A 20299-nucleotide genomic window follows, 5' to 3' on the forward strand; every position below is an offset into this window, starting at 1 on the left:
CGACCTAAAGATGAACTGGAGTTCACATTCATGATAAAAAATGGGATTGCAACCTAAGTTGCAACCCCCTTTTTTTTTTAGACCATTATTTTGCAAATATCATTGGTAAACTCTACTGGATCCTCAATTGGCAAGCCTTCAATTAACAATGCTTGGCTATATAACAGGTTCGTATAGAGCGTTAATTTTTCTTTATCGTTCTCAAAGGCCGCTTTTAAGGAATCGTATACACCGTGGTGGACATTAATTTCTAAAACTTTGTCAGCTTTCACATTTTGGCTGTTAGGCATCGCATTTAGAATCTTTTCCATTTCAATCGATACGGCTCCATCAGTTGTTAAACATACTGGGTGGGTTTTCAATCGTTTCGATACTCTTACATCCTTTACCTTGCCATCTAGGATGTTTTTCATATAGTCAAATAGTTCTTTGTGATCCTTCTCTTCTGTTTCCTCATTTTGATTTTCATCCGTTTCAAAGCCTAAATCGCCGCTTGACACCGATTTGAACTCTTTTTCTTTGTAGGCCATAACCATACGAATGGCGAATTCGTCAATTTCATCAGTGAAATATAAAATTTCATATCCTTTGTCAGCTACTAGTTCTGTTTGTGGCAGCTTGTCAATTCTTTCATTTGTTTCACCTGTTGCATAATAAATATATTTTTGCTCTTCAGGCATTCTTGACACATATTCATCAAGGGTTACCAATTTCTTTTTTGATGAGTAGAACATCAATAAATCCTGTAATTCCTCTTTATGCATTCCATAATCACTATAAACACCATATTTGAGCTGTCTGCCAAAGGAGTTATAAAACTCTTCATACTTCTCGCGTTCATTTTTTAATATTGTAAGTAATTCACTCTTAATTTTTTTGTTTATGTTTTTTGCGATGAGCTTTAATTGGCGGTCATGCTGCAGCATTTCCCTTGAGATATTTAATGAAAGGTCTTCTGAATCCACCATACCCTTCACAAAACTGAAATAATCCGGCAGTAAATCCGCACATTTGTTCATGATTAAGACGCCATTTGAATAGAGCTCTAACCCTTTTTCGTATTCCGGTGAGTAAAAGTCAAACGGGATTTTTTCAGGGATATATAGAATGGCATTATATCTTACCGCACCATCTACACTGATATGGATATGTTTAATCGGCTTGTCGAAACCGTAATGTTTTTCAGCATAAAATTGCTCATAATCCTCTTTAGTCAGATCCTTTTTATTTTTCCGCCAAATCGGAATCATCGTATTGATTGTTTGTTCTTCTTGGACATCCTCGTATTCATCTTCGGTGCCTTCTTTAAGTCTGCTCTCGGTCACATCCATTTTAATTGGGTAGCGAATGAAGTCAGAATACTTCTTGATAATCGACTTTAAGCGATATTCTTCCAAATATTCATCATAATTCTCATCTTCAGTATTTTCTTTGATTTTTAAGGTAATCTCCGTTCCAATTGAATCCTTTTGACATGGGACAATGGTATAACCATCTGCACCCTTTGATTCCCACTTATAGGATTCCTCACTGTCTAACGACTTGCTGATAACCGTTACTTCATCAGCAACCATAAAGGCAGAGTAAAATCCAACACCAAATTGGCCGATAATATCATGACCGTCTTTTAACTCATTTTCAGTTTTAAATGCTAATGAGCCGCTCTTGGCAATGGTGCCAAGATTCGTTTCAAGCTCTTCCTTGGTCATTCCAATACCCGTATCAACAATTTTCAAGATTCTATTTTCTTTATCAGCTGTTACCTTTATGTAGTAGCTGTCCTTGTCAAAGGTCAACGAATCATCCGTTAATGCTTTGTAATAAATTTTATCAATCGCATCACTCGCATTTGACAGCAGCTCTCTTAAAAAAATCTCCCGATGTGTATAGATGGAGTTGATCATCATGTCCAATAATCGTTTTGATTCGGCTTTAAACTGTTTCGTCTCCATTAAGACCTCTCCTTTTGCTTGAATTCTAACACTATTTTAGCACTCTATACATTTGAGTGCTAACCATTATTTTAATATCATACTATCCCGTTCTAGTCAAGAAAATTGAAAAAGCACCCTAACGGATGCTCATTATTTTTGATTATTTTCTAATGTAACATAACTAGTAAAACGGTTACTGCATTGGCAATGCGGACATCTGGCTGTAATTTCAATGTCAATGATTTTAAGGTGATGATGATTGGCATAGACCTTGTTAAGGACGACTACTTGATCCGCAATACTCATTGGATGATCTCTTTTTAACAATTCCTCTACATTAGGCCTACCGCAAATAGTAGCAATATATTCAAAGTCTTTATTACACAAAATACAGTTTTTTTCACCAATCTGAATATCATGATTTGTCAATGCCGTCATTTTCGTGCCCACAGTCATCGCCTCCAATATGATAATAATTCAACAAAAACGGAAGCGTTTCCTGCAGTATCTTATACATCTTTTTGAACAAATTTTGTCCTTTTCTACTGAACAAATAATACAACTTACTGAATGATTTTCGTGGATTTTGCCCGTTCGGCGGTTTGTTGGATTCTTTTGCTTAATGGCTTTTTCAAGAAAATAGCCAAGAGAAAGCTGGCGGCAGCAAAGCCGAGCAATGATAACACATCCTTTAATACTACCTCAGTCACCATTCCTCCAACTGTTTCCCGGAGCATACTTACCGCATACGTAAATGGCATAAATGGGTAGATCGTTTGGAAAAAAGCTGATGTCGTACTAACAGGAAAAGTGGCGCCTGAGCTTGAGATTTGCAATACCAAGAATATGATTGCTAACCCTTTTCCAATATTACCGAACACGGAACATAAGGTAAAGGTGATAATCACAAACACCATGCTGATAAAAATGCTGAATAAAACAAACCATAGTTTGTCCACCGCGTACGTATGAATGAGAAACAAATCGCCTATTGCGACAATGACAGCTTGGAAGATACCGATTGTAAGAAACGTTAGAAGTCTTCCGAAATAAAGCTGATAGCCCCTGTAAGCATTATCAGGATTTTCTACATCCACGCGCAGGGATGCAATCAAAAAAGTAGCTCCAACCCAAAGCGCCAGCATTGTATAAAAAGGTGTCATTGCTGAGCCATAATTGGGAATCGGGAAGATCCGTTTCGTTTCCAAAAGGACGGGACTTGATAAAAAACTACTTTCTTTCTGCGGATCGTGCTTCAACAATTGAATTAAATCGTTAATGTTCACGCTGCTTTCGAACCGGCGAAGTTTATCCGCTGTACTTCTGATTTTTGCTGAAAATCCCGGCAGATCAATTCGAGCCAAATCAGCTGCTTTATGGACCGCCTGTTCAAGCTGCGGCAGCTTTGTTTGAACTAAAGTTGCAGCTTTTCGAATATCCTCCTCTAGTAAGGGTAAATCGTTGCGCACAAATTCCGCTGCCTTTTTTAATTTTTGTTCAACGACAGGCAGGTCATTGGCGAAAAACTCGGCTGCAGTATTTATTATTTTTTCCCCTTCGCCGACTTTTTGCTGAAGGGCAAGGCGTGTTTGATTTACTTGAATATGAATTGCCACAAGCTCCTCATTTAACCTTGCTAACTCCTCCTGATTATTTGCGGTATCAGTCTCGGTCGTTTGGGCAGCACCAGCAGCGGTTATTCCTTGTTTTATTTTCGTTTCGATTTCAGTCATATTGGCGATTACATCCGTGATAATTGCATTAACATGCTGTAAATCTGAAATCTTCCCTTGTAATGCCAGCACCCTGTCACCAGCTTTTTTTATTTGAGGTAAATTAGCTTCCACCTTCAAAATACTGTTTCCCGCTAGCTGAAGTTCCGGAATTCGTTGTTCGAGCTCGATTACTTTTTGGCCCTTTTCCCGTATTTCGGGCAGTTTTCCTTCCAGTTCGATTGCCTTTTTCCCCATTTCCTCAATCTGTGGCAAAGCCTTTTCTAGTTCAAAAATTTGCTGTTCTACATTATGAATCGACGGCAGAGCTTTCTCTAACTCAATCCCCGCTTTATAAAATCCTGAAAAAATGGCATCTCCTACCGTCTTCACAAAGGCCTGACTAATTTGAGCTGTAATGCTGGATGCCCCAGAGCTTGTGATTTTCGGGGCAACAGCATTGATTTTTTCATTAACACCAAACAGGATTTTGGGTTTTTCTGGATTTAATTCTAAAATGCTTGTTAGTTTTTTCGAAAAATCCTTTGGAATGATCAGATAGGCATAGTAATCACCTTTCTCCACTCCCCTTAAGGCTTTCCTTTTGTTAACAAACACCCAGCCAAGTTTATGATTTTGTTTAAGATTTTTTACAGTATCATTGCCCACATTGATTGTTTTCCCTTGAACTTCTGCCCCATCATCTTCATTAGCTACTGCCACTTTTATCCCGGATGTATTGCTGTACGGGTCCCACATTGCTTTGATATTTACCCATGCATAGGCAGAAGGCAGCACCATAAGCGCACCTATCAATAAAGCTGCTGTCGGAACACTAAATATATTTTTCCAATCGGTTTTGTAAATGCGCCAAATTTTTCCCAAATTTACCCATCCTCAACAAAACAGTTATTTCCATTATCATTACACCAAATGGAGGGAAAGATTCAAAAATAAGGAATGTAAATAGGGATTGCCGCAGCAATCCCCATCCATCTTCATTTAAACAATAATGCTTTTATCCTTTAATAAAACCCGCCACCGACAAAACTTGCTCCGATGATAATAAGCAGGATGAATAAAACCACAATTAACGCAAAACCATTTCCGAAACCTACTGCACCACTCATTAAATCCACCTCCAAGCTATTTCTGAATTATCATATGTAATTGACTTGATTATGTGTTAAAAAAAAACGGACAGTGTCTGGTCATTGTCCGTCTTTCAAGTATATTATTTGCCATTTGAAATTTTTTCGGAGTCTTGATTATAGTTGTATGTTGATCGATCTACAGGAATAAAGTTTTCAGGTGTATAGAAACGCAATAAATCTCCATTGACCACTTTATCTGAGTAGCTTAATTTTTCTTGGACAATTTCCTTATAATTCTTGGCCTCTTCCATCTTGTCCTCAGATAATTTCAACCCTGTAGTGGAATCATAGTACTTCCCATTAACAGCAGTAATCGTCGGACTCACATAGTCACCATTTCGGAAAGCCACAAGGTCATCATGCTGATCAGAAAGCAGGTCTGTCCCAAATTGGATATAGTCTTTTGTCTCAGTTCCCAACAAGTGAAGCAATGTCGGCAAAAGGTCAACCTGTCCACCGTATTCGTGGTTCACGCCACCTTGCATACCTGGCACGCGAATAAATAATGGTACGCGCTGCAGGCCGGCACTTTCAAATGGGGTAATTTTCTTCCCAAGAACTTGTTCCATTGCTTTATTATGATTTTCTGAAATACCATAATGGTCCCCGTACATAACGATAATCGAATTGTCGTATAATCCCGATGTCTTTAAGTAGTCGAAGAACTGCTTCAGTGCTTCATCTGCATACCGGGCTGTCTGGAAGTAACCATCGACAGATTTATCACCCGTGGTTGCCGGTGCAATGGTGGCATCTTCTTCATTAATTGGATACGGATAATGATTCGATACGGTTATAAATTTTGTATAAAATGGCTGAGGCAAGGTCTCAAGAAGTGGAATGGATTGCTCAAAGAACGGCTTATCCATTAATCCATATTCAGCTTGCTCAGCGGTATCAATTTGATAGTAATTAGAATCAAAAAACTTATTAAAACCAAACGATTTATATATCTCATTACGATTCCAAAAGCTTCCTGAATTCCCGTGGAACACCGCAGATGTATAACCCTGTTGACCTAATATAGCCGGAGCAGCTTGATACGTATTTAATCCTTTCGTTGTATAAGCTGAACCTTGCGGCAGTCCAAACAATGAGTTTTCCAGCATAAATTCAGCATCAGACGTTTTTCCCTGTGCTGTTTGATGAAAGAAATTATCAAAATACAGGGTGTTTTGATCTTTTGTTAACGAATTTAAGAACGGCGTGACTTCCTCCCCATTTAACTTGTAATTAATTAAGAAGTTTTGCATCGATTCGAGATGTAAATAGATAACATTCATACCTTTACCAGCACCGAAATAAGCTGGGTTTGGCTCAGCGTAATTTGATTTTGTATAGTTAATCACTTCTGTTACATCGTCACTGTCAGCCATTACCCTTTGTGCTGAGGCATGAGTACTTTTCACTGCATCATAAATAGTGTAATTGTACATCCCTAAATATTTTACAATATAGTTCCGGTCAAATCCTCTCGTTAATAATTGAGGACGATCCACTTCAGCTAAAGAAAGATTGGCACAAGAGATTGCCAATGATAGGGAAAATAATGCAGCCACTTTCCCCCGGTGCATATCCTTCACTTCAATTTTCACAAAGCGAAACGCAAGCAGAACAATTAAAAGAATAATATCCGTGAAGAATAAAAAATCATAAGGCTTTAAGAGAGACACGACACTACCACTGACATCACCGAAGTTTTGCGTTTGAGTTAACGTCGGCAGCGTAATGAAGTCATTAAAAAATCGGTAAAAAATAATATTCGCATACAATAAGAAAGATAATAGAAAATCTATCACAATCAGCGATACATACTTTTTCCGACCCTTAAACAAGGATGATACACCTAAAAATAGTAACGCAGATCCTAAAGGATTTATAAATAATAGAAACTTTTGGATTGTATTTTCTATTCCTAAATCGAATTGAGTTAATTGAACAATGTATGTTTTGATCCATAGTAAAGCTACAGATAACAAGAAAAAGCCAATATATTTATTGAAAATACCTTGACCCTTTTCGAGTAATTTATTCATTTTCGCACCACCTTCTAGCACAATATTATTACAAAATACAAAGCCCGTTTAAATATGTGATTGAACCCAAATGCTCCAACTTCTATCATACCTGTTAAATATGAACAATCAATGAACAAATTGCAAACAATTCAAATCGGGACCTTTTTATCATTTTAAAAAAAGATACGTCCTATGGGAATGTGCCCAAAATTCATTCTTCAATCAATTCTTTCGCATGTTACATAATACCCTGTTATAATATAATTATGTAACATGGCATTTTGTAAGTGGAACGATATTAAAACCATTTTATATTTAATAAAGAAAGGAGATTGTAAAATAAATTATGGGCATCGGTGTCGCGGTTGTGCTCTTAACGTATGTGACCTTGTTAGTGTTGTCTTATGCGATGATTGTTTTTACTACAAAAAAGGAAGAGAAAGGAAGTTGGATAGTTAACAAAGCCTATCAATATTATTACACCATTCTTCTTTTCAGCATGCTTGTCATGATCGGCCTCATTAAACTCCCTCACATCACTCTTGATTCACAAACTGCCAGCTACTTTATCATTGCCAGTAAATTTATTTCCGTCCTTACACTTGGCGGCAGTATTTATGTACTAAGTAAGAAAAGTTTCAGGGACGAATAAACCAACTTATTGGTTTAATACTAAGTCCCATTTTCTTTGCATAAGATTTTTTAAGAGATACCACAGAAAAATGAAGCTAAGGGGGTGAAGCTGTGTTAAAATTCTTTTCATTCAGAAAGAAACAAGAAGCTAAAACGGATAAAGCTGCAACTGTCGATGACCTTCTATTTATCAAATTAGATCGAATAATTGAATTACTAGAAAAACAATCTGTAGAAAATGAAGGAAATAATATTCACATCGACAAAGTTCATATTGAACATTTAGAAAATATTATCTTTCGATTAGACAATATAGAAATCGACGACTTGAGCGGTAAATTTAGTATTGGCAATAATATTTACGGAGCAGAAGACCTAGCAAAACCACTTATTCACAAGCTGAATAAAGAAAACGCCAAAAAGGAAGCCATGTCCGACACAGCTTCCCCTCATGATGCAAAAATAACAAAAACCTCCAAGGGGTATCGATTTAAAAATAAATTCTAGCGAAAAATATCATGATTCTTTATGAATATTAGCTATTTTAATATCCTGATCCTCCATTATGGCATCAATCACATCTGGATCGTTATTTATATTAAGGTTATTTAATAAATGGTTATGGTTTCCGTATAAACCTCCCTGAGAATAGTTCGCTTTTTCGTTTCCATCTATTCCAGTCACATGCCCCTTTCCAACGAATACTGCACTATTTTGATACATCGTATTAACGTTTAAACTCTCCATATCCAGGTTCGTTATATGGCCATCCTCTCCGTTTGATTCAAAAGAAATATTAATATCTCGATCATCAATTGGTGTATCAATGAAATCCGGGTCATTCAAGATTGAGATATTATTTAAAAGGATATTGGACGTGCCGCTAATATTTCCAATAACACTGTTTTCTTTCCCATGAGAACTCCAGCCAACGGCATTATTTCGTTCCCCAATAAATATCCCACATTGTCTTTGCATTGTTTGCACATTTAGATCTCCTGTGAAATGAAAATGTGACGTTTTCAACATAAATGGCCCACCACGTTTTGATTATTTTTGGTAACAATTATTCCATCCACCTTTAGCCTCCTGTATTTTATGTTCATCGTACCTTGATTGTGATAAATGCCTAGTCAAATAATAAAATGGTGTCATTCGCCCACTAATTGAATACGTTAGTAAAAATGGCGAAGGAGAATTCTTGGGATGATTAAAATTACATTTGATCATGTTTCAGTTAACAAATTGAATAATACATCAGGTATTTTCATTGGAAAACAAAATACTCATAAGAAATTTCGTCACGAAAGTGTATTGGACGAAGTAGTTGGAACCATTTCCGGAAATGAAAATCGGGTTACAAGGAGCAAATGGATCAAAAACAAAGAAAATGGGGAGGAGAATTAATTCATGACATCCCCTATTCTTTCTCCCACTTTTCACATCGGCACGATTAAAATTGGGAGTATATCGGAAGCATCTTGTTTTAGCATGGGTAACAATTTTATCGAAGACTTTAAAAGCAGTAAAAAACATAACCAAGGCTTAGGGAATATTCATGGGGATCGAAACAACTTTGCACATACAAATGCATCCTTAACAAATTACGAGGCAAGTCCAATGAAACTGAAACAAAAAAAAGAGAACCCGCATGAAAATCAGAGTCCTAATTAAGGATTTTTTTTTGCATTCTTTTCTAAACATTGGAGCCTACATTTGGTTTAAAATCTTGGTCAAAGATTACCCCATCAATCATTTCAAAGCTGTCGATATTATTACTGATATTCCCTCCCACAACATTAAAAGCACCATACAGTCCGCCAAATCCCAAATTATATTTTCTGTTACCATCCATACCAGTCACGATCGATTCACCAACAAAAATGGCCGCATTCGGCTGGGGAGAATTAATATTCATAATCCCTAAATTAATGACAGAAGGCATACTTTTTTCCTCCCATTCTCACTTCGTCATTATGAGGTATCTTATGTATAATTGTTGATTTCAGTGAAAACATTAAATTTCTCATCTATCAGTCATACTTTTTCATGCAATTGGGAAATTTAATAAAGAAATTTGATTGCAATACCATTTACGATCATTGATTTTTTTCCAAAATCTTTGAATGCCCTGAAAAGGAGTGGTGATCATTCATATCAATCTTAGCAGGGTAATAAACAGGGAAACATTAACCTGGTTAATGGTAACTACCCTCAAAGGAATTTCACAAGTAGTCTTAGTTGAGAATGCTGTTTCCGGGTTTATTATTTTTGCAGCAATATCCGTTGCCTCTGTTCCATTAGGCTTAATCACCCTTTTCTCAGCAGTGATCGGAACGTTAATTGCGAAAATTGGCAGGGCAGATCCAAATAGTGTCAATCAAGGGATATATGGATATAACTCAGTTCTAACAGGAATGGCTCTGTACTTGTTTTTAAGCGGTGAGGACCGTTGGATTATTGCGCTTATTGGAGCAGCTATCACGGCATTCTTTACTGCAGCGATGATCCATTTCATGCGGCAGACAGGCGTACCCATTCTTACACTCCCCTATATTATCCTAACCTGGTTTTTTCTGTTAACCACATACAGATTGACAACATTCCAATTAAGCCCGGACCTCACGCCGCAATCATTATCCAATTGGACTCTTAATATAAAAGGTGAGGCAAATTGGCTGGATGGGGCAGTCAATGGAATCGGCCAAGTTTTCTTTCTCGATTATTCTGTTTCCGGAATTCTGCTTTTTATTGCACTGTTTTGGGCAGGTTGGAGGATTGGACTTTATGCCATGGTGGGCAATCTTGCGGCGTTAGTAACATCGTATGGTCTTGGCGGGGAGCACAGTTTGATTTTCAAGGGACTTTACGGATATAATGCCATTTTAACAATTATTGCAGTTTCTCTTGTTTTTAATGAGAATCATAAGACTGGTCTTATATTTGGAACAATTGCTGCATGTTTTACGGTCCCGATTTCAGCAAGTATTGTTACTTGGCTTTTACCATATGGACTTCCACCACTAACCATGCCGTTTGTATTTTGTACCTGGCTGTTCCTCGGTGCCCGAAAAGTATTACCTGCATTTTAACAAGAAAAGCGCAAGTGCCCTGGTCAGCTGCGTATGGCCTGGAGCGCTCCAACTGAGATAAAGGAAACACGAAGAGCCGGAGGCGATTCGATGTTGACTTATCGTAGGGCGGAGAGCGAAGGACACTAGCCGCTAGGGCGCTGGAGCTGGACATTTCTCAAAGTCGAAATTTATTCATTCTTATCATAAAAAAGATAGCATCCCGTTTAAGAGATGCTTTCTTTTTATGATTCAAGATGTTCATTCATCAATTGATGGACCTGCGATTCGACTGCACTTACATGTTCTTCTTCAAACTTTTGCTTTGGATGCGGATTGTACCAATGAATTTTCCCATCATGGACCATTCCCTTATAATCATTACCTTCCATATTTAAAGAAAAATGTGATTGTTCCCGTGCGGTTCCTTCTTGAAGTTGAAATACTTCAAAGTTTTCAAACATAAAATCGCCTCCTTATGTTTTTCCCTTTAGAGTTTTTCCAGAAAAATCAGGCCGTATACCCTCTTAATATTTTCTAAGTGAGCTTGGCTTTGATTGAAACCATTCCAGACTAATCATTTGATGAATGTCCGAAAAGATTTTTTCAATGACTTGCGTCGAATTAGCTAATACTCTAATCGTAAATCCGTTTACGGGCAGTAAGGAAAGTCCGACTTTACAATCATATGACTTCTCATCAAAGGCTGTATATAACTGATCAAGGAATGTACTATCCGCCTGCTCACTTATTACCATCATTGAACCTAAATGAGAATAACCTTCCATAAATCCTAGTCCATTAATATTTTGCTCAGTTGGCTTTAATTTAATGTGATCGTACACTACCAGTTCATCTTCCATGTAAATTTCATTTAATAAATGAACGGTTTTATAGCTAAAACGCTCTCCCCCCGGTGACCACCCAGGGGTAAGGATATCTGAATAAAGAAAAGTAGCACTTCGATCCATGCGAATGACATTTTTTTGTTTGTATTTTGCATTTTGATAGGCGATCAGCGGATCGGGAATATACTCAAGGTAACTTCCTGCCCCTAGGAATATTTCTGATTCTTGGTATGCATAGTCTGTTGGTGTTTTATAAACCTTTGTGGCGCCCTGTGTTGTTAAAGTTAATCTAGCATTTTCCCCTAATGTGATCTTCATATGGTAGCGATCCCCATCTAAATAGCCGCCCCCGGGATTTAATAAATAATAACAAGCCTGACCGGAATCATCATGGTAAATAGGACGCATTACTTTAAATGCGCCCCGGAAATAGACTTTTTTCGCGACTGTTTTCCCTTTTCTTTCTTCCGCTTCTAACTGTAAGACACCAGTCCAGTCATTCATCTTAAGCCAACCCTTTTAGTAATGCATTGTGTTTTAACCAATCTAAGACGTTATCTAACCCGGTATCGTCTTTTAGATTTGTAAAGGCAAATGGTTTGTCCCCGCGAAAGACTTTTGTATCTGATTCCATGATTTCCAAACTTGCCCCTACATGTGGAGCTAAATCCGTTTTATTTATGATGAATAAATCTGATTTAATCATCCCTTGGCCGCCTTTTCGTGGAATTTTTTCACCTTGTGCCACGTCAATAATGTATATTGAGAAATCAACTAATTCCGGGCTAAAGGTTGCAGCAAGATTATCCCCGCCGCTTTCTACAAAGATCAGCTCAACATCAGGATGTTTTTCAATTAATTCATTGATTGCCGCAAAATTCATCGATGCATCTTCCCGGATAGCAGTATGTGGACAACCGCCTGTTTCCACACCAATAATTCGATCAGCAGGAAGGACGCCATTTTGCATAAGAAATTTAGCATCTTCTTTTGTGTAGATATCGTTCGTAACAACCGCCATACTAATTTCATCATTTAAATGTCTTGTTAATTTTTCAACTAACATGGTTTTTCCTGCCCCAACAGGTCCTCCCACGCCAATTTTAATTGGTTCCATAGCCACTCTTCCTTTCTCTTTTAAAAAAATTAAAATTTCGACTTTGAGAACTGTCTAGCTCCAGCGCCCTAGTGGCTAGTGTCCTTCGCTCTCCGCCCTACGATAAGTCAACATCGAATCGCTTAGGGCTCTTCGTGTTTCCTTTATCTCAGTTGGAGTGCTCCAGGCCATACGCCACTGACCAGGGCGCTTCCGCTTTTATTACGACATAAATATACGAATATTTACACGTTCGTGCCTCATTTGTGATAATTCAATGCCTGGTGAAACAGTGCCAAAATCCGCTTCCTCCAGTTGGAGAGCCGTTTCTACTGCTTCAACTAATTTAGGCTGTACATCACGAATGATTTTCTGTCCTGATGTCTGTCCCAACGGAATGCCTCGAACAGCATTTTGAACGAGACTAGAAACGACTGAATACAAGTAAAACAAAAGCGTCGTTGATTTAGAAATACCAAGATGATGGGCAACCATGGTAAAAACAACTGAAGGGTGACCGAAAGATTGTTTTGCCGCAATCCTTTTCCGATAAACGGAAAAATTTGGTATATCATATAAAGTCTGAACAAGATTTAACATCCGTTCACCCATACGCTGCGTACCTTCTCTTGTTTCACGGGGTAAATTTTGCACATTTAATAATCGATCCAGCTTCCATACCTTCAGTAAATCTTCCTCATCCAATGCTTGATATACAAGCCTGCAGGCGAGGCCATCTGTATTGATAAGCTGCTCGCAAATATACACTTCAAGCCATTGCAAAAAGGTCTCATGATTATGTACCATATTCTCCTGGATATAACTTTCCAGTCCGAATGAATGGCTGAAGGCACCAGTAGGAAAGTTTGAATCACATAACTGCAATAAAGACAGTAATTTATGATCCATGACTATGACCAATATGGCGGAACGCCTGCTTCACTTTTCGATCTTCCCGCTGATAGGGAATATCTAGTTCCTTTAATAGTTCCTCCACAAGATAATCGTATTGGACCATCATTACATCATCTTCAAACTGTGCAGGCAAGTGCCTGTTGCCTAATTGATGGGCAATGGTTCCCATTTCTTTAATGCTGCGCGGGCTGATGACTAATAAATCATCCGCGACCACATCAATCACGATCATATTTTTCTCATCCATATACAGTACATCACCGGCAATAAGATCACGTTGGTCTTTTAAACGTATGCCAATTTCTCTGCCATGGTCTGTCGTAACTCTCTGAATCCTTTTTACCAAGTGGTCACTGTCAAGGTAGACTTTTTCCATATGGCGACGGAATATTTCTTCCTTTTCCATTTGTTCAATATTCGTTTCAATTCTTTCAATTAACATTCATCTCACCTCAAAATAGAAAATATCGCTGCCCCATCGGCACCTTGTCTACTGGATCACATGTAATATGCTCCCCGTTTACTCTTACCTCATAGGTTTGAGGATCCACTGTCAGCTCAGGGGTTTCAGAGTTTAACTTCATGTCTTTTTTTGTTAGTTTGCGGATTCCATGCACGGGCAGAATTAGTTTCTCTAATCCGAGTTTTTCATGAACCTTCCCTTCATACGCGGCTTGTGATATAAACGTGATCGAGCTTTTTGCCAGAGCTTTCCCGGTCGCAGCATACATCGGACGGCTAATCACAGGCTGGGGAGTTGGTATAGATGCATTGGCATCTCCCATCATTCCGTGTACAATGAATCCGCTTTTTATCACTAATTCCGGTTTCACGCCAAAGAACGCCGGAGACCAAATGACTAGATCAGCAATTTTCCCTACCTCAATAGAACCGACATAATCAGCAATTCCATGTGTTATCGCAGGGTTGATCGTATATTTTGCAATATACCGCTTTGCCCGATTATTATCGGAAAGTTTTCCGTCTCCTTTTAGTGAACCTCGCTGCATCTTCATTTTGTCTGCGACCTGCCATGTCCTGATGACTACTTCCCCTACTCGCCCCATAGCCTGTGCATCTGAACTGGTCATACTGAAAATCCCCATATCCTGAAGGATATCTTCCGCTGCAATGGTTTCTTTTCTAATCCGTGAATCTGCAAAGGCAATATCTTCAGGGACGGATGGATTTAAGTGATGACAGACCATCAGCATATCTAAATGTTCATCCACCGTATTCACAGTATATGGCATCGTTGGATTCGTAGAGGAAGGCAGCACATTCATAAAGCTAGCCGATTTAATTAAATCAGGCGCATGTCCGCCGCCTGCCCCTTCTGTATGGTACATGTGAATAACCCTATCTTTAATGGCTGCCATCGTATTTTCTACGAAACCGCCTTCATTAAGAGTATCCGCATGCAGTGCTACTTGAACGTCATATTGATCGGCAACCCGGAGCGAATAGTCTAGGGCAGAAGCGGTTGCTCCCCAGTCTTCATGAACCTTCAGACCAATTACCCCAGCACGGATTTGTTCTGCTAATGGTTCTTCTGTTGCCGCCTGGCCTTTTCCGGTTAACCCTACATTGATCGGAAGTCCTTCAACTGCCTCAAGCATGCGGTGAATATTCCATTCACCCGGGGTAACGGTTGTAGCCCTTGAACCTGCTGATGGACCCGTACCGCCGCCAATTAGCGTTGTAAGTCCGCCTGTTAGTGCCACTTCTACTTGTGCGGGATTGATAAAATGGACATGTGTATCGATTCCACCCGCTGTTACAATCATGCCTTCGCCGGCAATAATTTCTGTTGAGGCCCCGATGACAATATCCACACCATCCATGATCAATGGATTTCCGGCTTTTCCAATGCCGGCTATTTTTCCATCACGAATGGCGATATCTGCTTTGACAATCCCTGTATAATCTAAAATAACTGCATTCGTAATCACAACATCAGGGATGCCGTCCCCTCTTGTTACTAGAGGATGCTGCCCCATTCCATCACGGATGACTTTTCCGCCTCCGAAGACAACTTCTTCACCATACGTGGTAAAATCCTTTTCTATTTGGATGAATAAATTTGTATCTGCCAAACGGATAGAATCCCCAGTAGTTGGTCCGTACATTTGGGCATATTGCTTCCGCGTCATCTTAAAGCTCACTTGTTGTACCCTCCTTCAACAGATCCATCCGTTTTATTGTTAAAGCCATAAACCTTGCGTTCTCCCGCATAGCTCACCAATTCAACTTCCTTCTCATCACCCGGTTCAAAGCGCACCGCCGCACCTGCCGGGATATTCAATCGTTTTCCAAATGCGTCATCCCTATTAAATTTAAGGGATTCATTCACTTCAAAGAAATGAAAGTGTGAACCTATTTGAACCGGTCGATCTCCGGAATTCGTTACCTTTATCCTGAATAAATCCCTACCCTCATTACAAATAATCGGTTCCTCTTTCAAAAACAATTGACCTGGTTCCATTTCCATTTGTATCCCTCCTATCATAGCTAGCGAATTGGATCATGCACCGTTACTAGTTTTGTTCCATCAGGAAAAGTAGCCTCTACCTGAATATCATCAATCATATCCCCAATACCTTCCATTACATCATTACGTGATAAGATATTAGCGCCATATTCCATTAATTCCGCCACGGTTTTTCCATCTCGTGCCCCTTCTAACACTTCGTAAGTAATGAGCGCTACTGCTTCAGGATAATTTAACTTCAATCCTCTTTCTCTTCTTCTTTTAGCAAGATCAGCCGCCACAACAATCATCAGTTTGTCTATTTCACGTGGTACTAATAACATCGCCGAGTCTCCTTTAAATTTGTCATTCATATTGTGCTGTGTAAAATATCCACACTTCCATAAAATTCTCCATAATTTATGTATTTTAAACAGTATTTGGAATTTATTTATGTGCTCGTCAAACAAATAAGAGGTTTTATTAGAAGCATAACTAGAATTATGGATAATTAAGTGTGGTACGGACAAAATAAATTGACCTGAATAATAATTAAAAGTATAATACAAACGAAAGTTTATATTATAAACAATAGTTTATATTTATTTACCAACATCTAAGGAGGCACATATCTTGAAAAAACGTAAGCTGGGAATAGCACTATCACTAGTAATTGCAGCAGGTACACTTTTAGGTGCTTGTGGAAAAGGGAATGATAACAAGGGCAACGATACCACTAAAGGTGGAGACAACAAAGATCACTTCTCTGTTGCAATGGTAACGGACATTGGCGGTGTTGATGACAAATCATTTAACCAATCGTCTTGGGAGGGACTCCAAAATTTTGGTAAGGAAAATGGATTAACCAAAGGTAAGGGCGGGTATGATTACCTAGCCTCTAAATCAGATGCCGATTATACAACAAACTTAAATAAACTTGCTCGTGAAGGCTTTGACTTAGTTTACGCGATTGGCTTCTTAATGCCGTCAGCGGTTGAGGAAATTGCAAATCAACAAAAAGATTCTAAATTTGCGATTGTGGATGCAGAAGTAAAGCTGCCAAACGTTGCAAGCATTCTTTTCAAGGAGCAGGAAGCCGGATTCCTTGCAGGAATTGCAGCGGCTAAAACAACAAAATCTAACCATATTGGATTTATTGGCGGCATGGACGTTCCTGTTATCGAACGGTTCCAAACTGGTTTCTTAGCTGGTGTTAAGGCTGCTAAACCAGAGGTTCAAGTTGACGTTCAATTTGCTGGTGCGTTTGACAAGGCTGAACTTGGACAAGCAATCGCTTCTAAAATGTATTCTTCTGGTGCGGACGTCATCTTTCACGCTGCTGGTGCTACTGGTGTTGGCCTTTTTAAAGAAGCCAATGATCGTAAGTCCAAAGACCCAGGAAAAGACTTTTGGGCAATTGGTGTTGACCGCGACCAAGCTGACATGGGTCAAGATGTAGTTCTTACATCAGCCATTAAACGCGTGGATGTAGCAGTTAAAGACCTCGCAACAAAAACAAAAGATGGCAATTTTCCTGGCGGCGAAGTTACGTTATATGGGTTAGCTGAAGATGGTGTTGGCTTAGCCCCTATCAATGCGAAAGCGGCGAACAAAGACGAAATTGATGCAGCGGTTAATGAATGGATTGAAAAGATTAAATCAGGTGCAGTTGAAGTTCCTGGAACTCGCAAAGAATTACAAAACTTTAATCCAAACAAATAAAATCCAAAAAAAGGCTTATAGACATTCTCTACATTCTCGAGAGGTCTATAAGCTTTTTTGAATTCCTTTTCTACATCAAATTCAAGAGGCTATGGTTTTAGAATCACTTTAATGCAATTTTCTTCATGATTATTAAAGATTCTATAGCCGTGGTCAGCTTCATCAAGCGATAATTTATGAGTAATAATTTCTTTTGGATCAAATTCGTTGTTCATTATTTTCTCAAATAGTCCCGGCATAAAATGCCGGGCTGGTGCCTGACCCATTTTTAGCGAAATATTTCGAACCCAAAAGGCCCCTAGTGGGAAAACATTATAATTTCCGCCATAAACGCCAGTCATTTGAACGGTCCCGTATTTTCTAACGGCTTTTGTTGAAATCTGAATGGGCCCTAGCGTTCCGCCCTGTAGTTTAAATTTCTGCTCCAAAAATTCCAGCGGTGATTTTTTCCCATCCATCCCTACACAATCAATGACTACGTCAGCACCACCATGGGTAATTTCTTTCAAATGCTCACCCATATCAGGGTATTTTGTAAATTCATAGATCTCAACTTGATTCATTTTTTTTGCATGTTCAAGCCGATAATCTAAATAATCAATCGCGATGACTCGTTTGGCCCCTTTCATCCAAGAGAATTTTTGAGCCATTAAGCCAACCGGTCCGCAGCCGAGTACAATAACAGTATCGCCTGCTTTTACACCGGCATTTTCAACACTCCAATAAGCTGTAGGCAAAACATCGGATAAAAATAACAGGGATTCATCCTCTAGTTCACACGACTCAGGAATAACAAATGGGGTAAAATTCCCAAATGGAACTTTTAAATATTCTGCCTGCCCGCCTGGATAGTTACCAAACTTCTCTGAGTATCCAAAATACCCACCTGAATCATAGTGTGGGTTAGAATTGTCGCATTGGCTTTCCATTTCATGCTGGCAATAAAAGCAATGTCCGCACGAAACAGTGAACGGAATGACCACACGATCCCCTTTCTTTACCTTCGTTACTCCCGGCCCAACCTCTTCGACAATCCCCATTGGTTCATGACCGATGATGTACCCTGGCGGCAAGAGGAAATTCCCTTGATATAAATGTAAATCCGACCCACAAATGGCTGTTGATGTTATCTTAACGATAATGTCCTCATTGTCCTCTATCTTTGCATCATCAACTTGATTCACTTCTACCTTTTTAGGACCTTGATAAGTAACTGCCTTCATTTTTGCACACCTCAATCCGTCATCATAAAAAACGTTTCATTAATTAAAGTATCCAAATCCATTCATTAATAACCGAAGGCTAAATTTCTCCAAAAAAATCTCACTAACCCAAAGATTAGTGAGATTTTTACTTCCCTTATGCAGTTTTTTCAGGAAAAGAAGTATCTCCTTTAAACATTCCCATAAGATAGCCAACTATTAAACCGATTAGCGCCGGTATGATCCATCCAATTCCCTCATGATAAAAAGGAAGGATTCCAAAAGCATTACTCCATTTATTTCCGAGAAATGTCTTGTTTACTGTATCTATGAGACTAAAAATGGCCACAAATCCGATTACACTGATATAAATATATCGTTTCCCCTTTACAAAATTATCGAATAGACCTAAGAAAATAAGAACGATGGCAATTGGGTAGATCATGCCAAGGATGGGTACCGAAATTTGCAGGATTTGTGTTAGTCCTAAATTGGCAATAGCTGTACTAAGAACGGCTACGATCAGGACCCAGATTTTATACGTGACTCTTGGAAGAGCATTGGAGAAAAATTGGCTGCACGAGGTAATTAAACCTATAGATACACAGAAACAGGCTAGAGTAAATACTATCCCTAAAAGAAGCGTTCCGCTTTTTCCAAAAAGATGTGTCATAACATTAGATAAAATGATGGCCCCATTTTCTGCGTGTCCTAATGAAGCACTTGCTGCACCTAAATAGCCTAAAATAAGATATATCAACGTAAGTAACAAACCTGCACCTAAACCAGCGTACATCATATAAACTGATCTTTTTTTATTATCCAGGACACCCTGTGCGGTCAAAGTATTGGCAATCACAATCCCAAAAGCGAGTGCTGCTAATGCATCCATGGTTAAATAACCATCTAAAAAACCTTGAAATACCGGGCTTATCTGATAATTCCCTTTAGGTGCTCCATGGGGACCTATTGGATCAATTAGGCTCTTGATAAAAATGATAGCAATCAAAGCCAATAATATAGGGGTCAAAAGTTTTCCAAATAGGTGAATTAGCTTGGAAGGATACATACATAACCATGTGACAAGTCCAAAAAAGAGGATGCTATAAATGAACAAGGAAACAGGACTTTCCATCAAAGCCTCCGGCAAGAATGGTGCTACACCCATTTCAAAGGCAAGACTACCTGCACGAGGTATGGCCAGTCCCGGACCGATTGCAATATAAATTAAAAATGGAAAAACCAAAGCAAATACGGGATGAACTCTTTGGTTTAAATCATTAAAACTTCCAGCCATCGCAACGGAAATCACACCTAGAATAGGGAGTCCTACCGCAGAAACTATAAAACCGATTAGAGCTGTCCAAAAATGCGCACCTGCCGATTGGCCAAGGAATGGTGGAAAAATCAGGTTACCAGCCCCAAAAAACATAGAAAATAACATAAAACTAATAAAGACTACTTGCTTTCCAGAAAACTTCATGATGTTTCTCCTTATGATGTAAAAATATTGTACAATTATAT

General features: G+C 38.8%; 23 protein-coding genes. 6 read left to right on the forward strand and 17 right to left on the reverse strand.

Annotated features, from left to right (window positions below):
* Positions 1 to 77: 77 nt before the first annotated feature.
* The 5 genes from htpG to ACO1D1_RS08155 form a co-directional block, all read right to left on the reverse strand.
* Complete coding sequence (htpG, locus tag ACO1D1_RS08135; RefSeq protein ID WP_423335542.1) at positions 78 to 1952, reverse strand: molecular chaperone HtpG; 1875 nt, start codon at positions 1950 to 1952, stop codon at positions 78 to 80.
* A 132-nt stretch (positions 1953 to 2084) separates the two neighbouring features.
* Positions 2085 to 2384, reverse strand: a complete 300-nt coding sequence (locus ACO1D1_RS08140; protein ID WP_423335543.1) for a hypothetical protein — start codon at positions 2382 to 2384, stop codon at positions 2085 to 2087.
* Between the two features lie 113 nt (positions 2385 to 2497).
* Entirely contained in the window at positions 2498 to 4531 is a 2034-nt protein-coding gene (locus ACO1D1_RS08145) for a YhgE/Pip family protein (RefSeq protein ID WP_423335544.1), read from the reverse strand.
* Between the two features lie 140 nt (positions 4532 to 4671).
* Positions 4672 to 4776 (reverse strand): YjcZ family sporulation protein, encoded by a 105-nt coding sequence (locus ACO1D1_RS08150; RefSeq protein WP_149869738.1) that lies wholly within the window; start codon positions 4774 to 4776, stop codon positions 4672 to 4674.
* A gap of 104 nt (positions 4777 to 4880) precedes the next feature.
* Positions 4881 to 6836, reverse strand: coding sequence for an LTA synthase family protein (locus ACO1D1_RS08155; protein ID WP_423335545.1), 1956 nt, complete (start codon positions 6834 to 6836; stop codon positions 4881 to 4883).
* Positions 6837 to 7164: 328 nt separating this feature from the next.
* On the opposite strand from ACO1D1_RS08155, the gene ACO1D1_RS08160 reads away from it, so the two are divergent.
* The gene (locus tag ACO1D1_RS08160) at positions 7165 to 7470 is read left to right on the forward strand and encodes a hypothetical protein (protein WP_423335546.1); all 306 of its coding nucleotides are present in this window, start codon (positions 7165 to 7167) and stop codon (positions 7468 to 7470) included.
* A 92-nt stretch (positions 7471 to 7562) separates the two neighbouring features.
* Positions 7563 to 7958: a hypothetical protein gene (locus tag ACO1D1_RS08165; protein ID WP_423335547.1), complete on the forward strand. Its 396-nt coding sequence runs from the start codon at positions 7563 to 7565 to the stop codon at positions 7956 to 7958.
* 9 nt (positions 7959 to 7967) lie between these two features.
* On the opposite strand, the gene ACO1D1_RS08170 is transcribed toward ACO1D1_RS08165, so the two are convergent.
* Positions 7968 to 8438 (reverse strand): hypothetical protein, encoded by a 471-nt coding sequence (locus tag ACO1D1_RS08170; protein ID WP_423335548.1) that lies wholly within the window; start codon positions 8436 to 8438, stop codon positions 7968 to 7970.
* 219 nt (positions 8439 to 8657) lie between these two features.
* Here ACO1D1_RS08170 and ACO1D1_RS08175 point away from each other — a divergent pair, with 219 nt between their 5' ends.
* Positions 8658 to 8858 (forward strand): hypothetical protein, encoded by a 201-nt coding sequence (locus ACO1D1_RS08175; protein WP_423335549.1) that lies wholly within the window; start codon positions 8658 to 8660, stop codon positions 8856 to 8858.
* 3 nt (positions 8859 to 8861) lie between these two features.
* Entirely contained in the window at positions 8862 to 9125 is a 264-nt protein-coding gene (locus ACO1D1_RS08180; protein WP_423335550.1) for a hypothetical protein, read from the forward strand.
* Positions 9126 to 9147: 22 nt separating this feature from the next.
* Here ACO1D1_RS08180 and ACO1D1_RS08185 read toward each other — a convergent pair whose 3' ends face one another.
* Positions 9148 to 9396 (reverse strand): hypothetical protein, encoded by a 249-nt coding sequence (locus tag ACO1D1_RS08185; protein ID WP_149869728.1) that lies wholly within the window; start codon positions 9394 to 9396, stop codon positions 9148 to 9150.
* A gap of 199 nt (positions 9397 to 9595) precedes the next feature.
* On the opposite strand from ACO1D1_RS08185, the gene ACO1D1_RS08190 reads away from it, so the two are divergent.
* A complete protein-coding gene (locus ACO1D1_RS08190; RefSeq protein ID WP_423335551.1) occupies positions 9596 to 10543 on the forward strand; it encodes an urea transporter in 948 nt (315 codons plus the stop codon).
* Between the two features lie 224 nt (positions 10544 to 10767).
* Here the strand turns inward: ACO1D1_RS08190 and ACO1D1_RS08195 are convergent, their stop codons facing one another.
* The 8 genes from ACO1D1_RS08195 to ACO1D1_RS08230 form a co-directional block, all read right to left on the reverse strand.
* Entirely contained in the window at positions 10768 to 10986 is a 219-nt protein-coding gene (locus ACO1D1_RS08195) for a hypothetical protein (protein ID WP_423335552.1), read from the reverse strand.
* A 63-nt stretch (positions 10987 to 11049) separates the two neighbouring features.
* Positions 11050 to 11874: an urease accessory protein UreD gene (locus ACO1D1_RS08200; RefSeq protein WP_423335553.1), complete on the reverse strand. Its 825-nt coding sequence runs from the start codon at positions 11872 to 11874 to the stop codon at positions 11050 to 11052.
* Between the two features lies 1 nt (position 11875).
* Positions 11876 to 12487 (reverse strand): urease accessory protein UreG, encoded by a 612-nt coding sequence (gene ureG / locus ACO1D1_RS08205; protein ID WP_149869725.1) that lies wholly within the window; start codon positions 12485 to 12487, stop codon positions 11876 to 11878.
* 201 nt (positions 12488 to 12688) lie between these two features.
* Entirely contained in the window at positions 12689 to 13375 is a 687-nt protein-coding gene (locus ACO1D1_RS08210; protein ID WP_423335554.1) for an urease accessory protein UreF, read from the reverse strand.
* Positions 13365 to 13823: an urease accessory protein UreE gene (gene ureE / locus ACO1D1_RS08215; RefSeq protein ID WP_423335555.1), complete on the reverse strand. Its 459-nt coding sequence runs from the start codon at positions 13821 to 13823 to the stop codon at positions 13365 to 13367. The genes ACO1D1_RS08210 and ureE overlap by 11 nt, the downstream gene beginning before the upstream one ends.
* 10 nt (positions 13824 to 13833) lie before the next feature.
* A complete protein-coding gene (gene ureC / locus ACO1D1_RS08220) occupies positions 13834 to 15546 on the reverse strand; it encodes an urease subunit alpha (protein WP_149869722.1) in 1713 nt (570 codons plus the stop codon).
* Positions 15543 to 15866 carry an urease subunit beta gene (gene ureB / locus ACO1D1_RS08225; RefSeq protein ID WP_423335654.1) on the reverse strand — a complete coding sequence of 108 codons (324 nt, stop codon included), beginning with the start codon at positions 15864 to 15866 and terminating at the stop codon, positions 15543 to 15545. Before ureB ends, ureC begins: the two co-directional genes overlap by 4 nt.
* 26 nt (positions 15867 to 15892) lie before the next feature.
* On the reverse strand, positions 15893 to 16195 hold the full coding sequence (locus ACO1D1_RS08230; RefSeq protein ID WP_423335556.1) for an urease subunit gamma: 303 nt from the start codon (positions 16193 to 16195) through the stop codon (positions 15893 to 15895).
* Between the two features lie 289 nt (positions 16196 to 16484).
* On the opposite strand from ACO1D1_RS08230, the gene ACO1D1_RS08235 reads away from it, so the two are divergent.
* A complete protein-coding gene (locus ACO1D1_RS08235) occupies positions 16485 to 17573 on the forward strand; it encodes a BMP family lipoprotein (protein WP_423335557.1) in 1089 nt (362 codons plus the stop codon).
* Positions 17574 to 17662: 89 nt separating this feature from the next.
* Here the strand turns inward: ACO1D1_RS08235 and ACO1D1_RS08240 are convergent, their stop codons facing one another.
* Together ACO1D1_RS08240 and brnQ are read right to left on the reverse strand one after the other, a co-directional pair.
* The gene (locus ACO1D1_RS08240; protein WP_423335558.1) at positions 17663 to 18796 is read right to left on the reverse strand and encodes a zinc-dependent alcohol dehydrogenase; all 1134 of its coding nucleotides are present in this window, start codon (positions 18794 to 18796) and stop codon (positions 17663 to 17665) included.
* Positions 18797 to 18932: 136 nt separating this feature from the next.
* Positions 18933 to 20258, reverse strand: a complete 1326-nt coding sequence (gene brnQ, locus ACO1D1_RS08245; RefSeq protein WP_423335559.1) for a branched-chain amino acid transport system II carrier protein — start codon at positions 20256 to 20258, stop codon at positions 18933 to 18935.
* Positions 20259 to 20299 lie beyond the last annotated feature (41 nt).

Origin of the sequence: Neobacillus sp. 19 (assembly GCF_049463095.1) — a bacterium.
Lineage (GTDB): Bacteria > Bacillota > Bacilli > Bacillales > Cytobacillaceae > Neobacillus.

What these genes read in the sequence shown, in the direction of transcription:
- htpG (WP_423335542.1), bottom strand. Translation starts at nt 1,952, where the DNA reads ATGGAGACGAAACAGTTTAAAGCCGAATCAAAACGATTATTGGACATG.
- ACO1D1_RS08150 (WP_149869738.1), bottom strand. Translation starts at nt 4,776, where the DNA reads ATGAGTGGTGCAGTAGGTTTCGGAAATGGTTTTGCGTTAATTGTGGTT.
- ACO1D1_RS08155 (WP_423335545.1), bottom strand. Translation starts at nt 6,836, where the DNA reads ATGAATAAATTACTCGAAAAGGGTCAAGGTATTTTCAATAAATATATT.
- ACO1D1_RS08160 (WP_423335546.1), top strand. Translation starts at nt 7,165, where the DNA reads ATGGGCATCGGTGTCGCGGTTGTGCTCTTAACGTATGTGACCTTGTTA.
- ACO1D1_RS08175 (WP_423335549.1), top strand. Translation starts at nt 8,658, where the DNA reads ATGATTAAAATTACATTTGATCATGTTTCAGTTAACAAATTGAATAAT.
- ACO1D1_RS08180 (WP_423335550.1), top strand. Translation starts at nt 8,862, where the DNA reads ATGACATCCCCTATTCTTTCTCCCACTTTTCACATCGGCACGATTAAA.
- ACO1D1_RS08185 (WP_149869728.1), bottom strand. Translation starts at nt 9,396, where the DNA reads ATGCCTTCTGTCATTAATTTAGGGATTATGAATATTAATTCTCCCCAG.
- ACO1D1_RS08195 (WP_423335552.1), bottom strand. Translation starts at nt 10,986, where the DNA reads ATGTTTGAAAACTTTGAAGTATTTCAACTTCAAGAAGGAACCGCACGG.
- ACO1D1_RS08200 (WP_423335553.1), bottom strand. Translation starts at nt 11,874, where the DNA reads ATGAATGACTGGACTGGTGTCTTACAGTTAGAAGCGGAAGAAAGAAAA.
- ureG (WP_149869725.1), bottom strand. Translation starts at nt 12,487, where the DNA reads ATGGAACCAATTAAAATTGGCGTGGGAGGACCTGTTGGGGCAGGAAAA.
- ACO1D1_RS08210 (WP_423335554.1), bottom strand. Translation starts at nt 13,375, where the DNA reads ATGGATCATAAATTACTGTCTTTATTGCAGTTATGTGATTCAAACTTT.
- ureE (WP_423335555.1), bottom strand. Translation starts at nt 13,823, where the DNA reads ATGTTAATTGAAAGAATTGAAACGAATATTGAACAAATGGAAAAGGAA.
- ureB (WP_423335654.1), bottom strand. Translation starts at nt 15,866, where the DNA reads ATGGAACCAGGTCAATTGTTTTTGAAAGAGGAACCGATTATTTGTAAT.
- ACO1D1_RS08230 (WP_423335556.1), bottom strand. Translation starts at nt 16,195, where the DNA reads ATGTTATTAGTACCACGTGAAATAGACAAACTGATGATTGTTGTGGCG.
- ACO1D1_RS08240 (WP_423335558.1), bottom strand. Translation starts at nt 18,796, where the DNA reads ATGAAGGCAGTTACTTATCAAGGTCCTAAAAAGGTAGAAGTGAATCAA.
- brnQ (WP_423335559.1), bottom strand. Translation starts at nt 20,258, where the DNA reads ATGAAGTTTTCTGGAAAGCAAGTAGTCTTTATTAGTTTTATGTTATTT.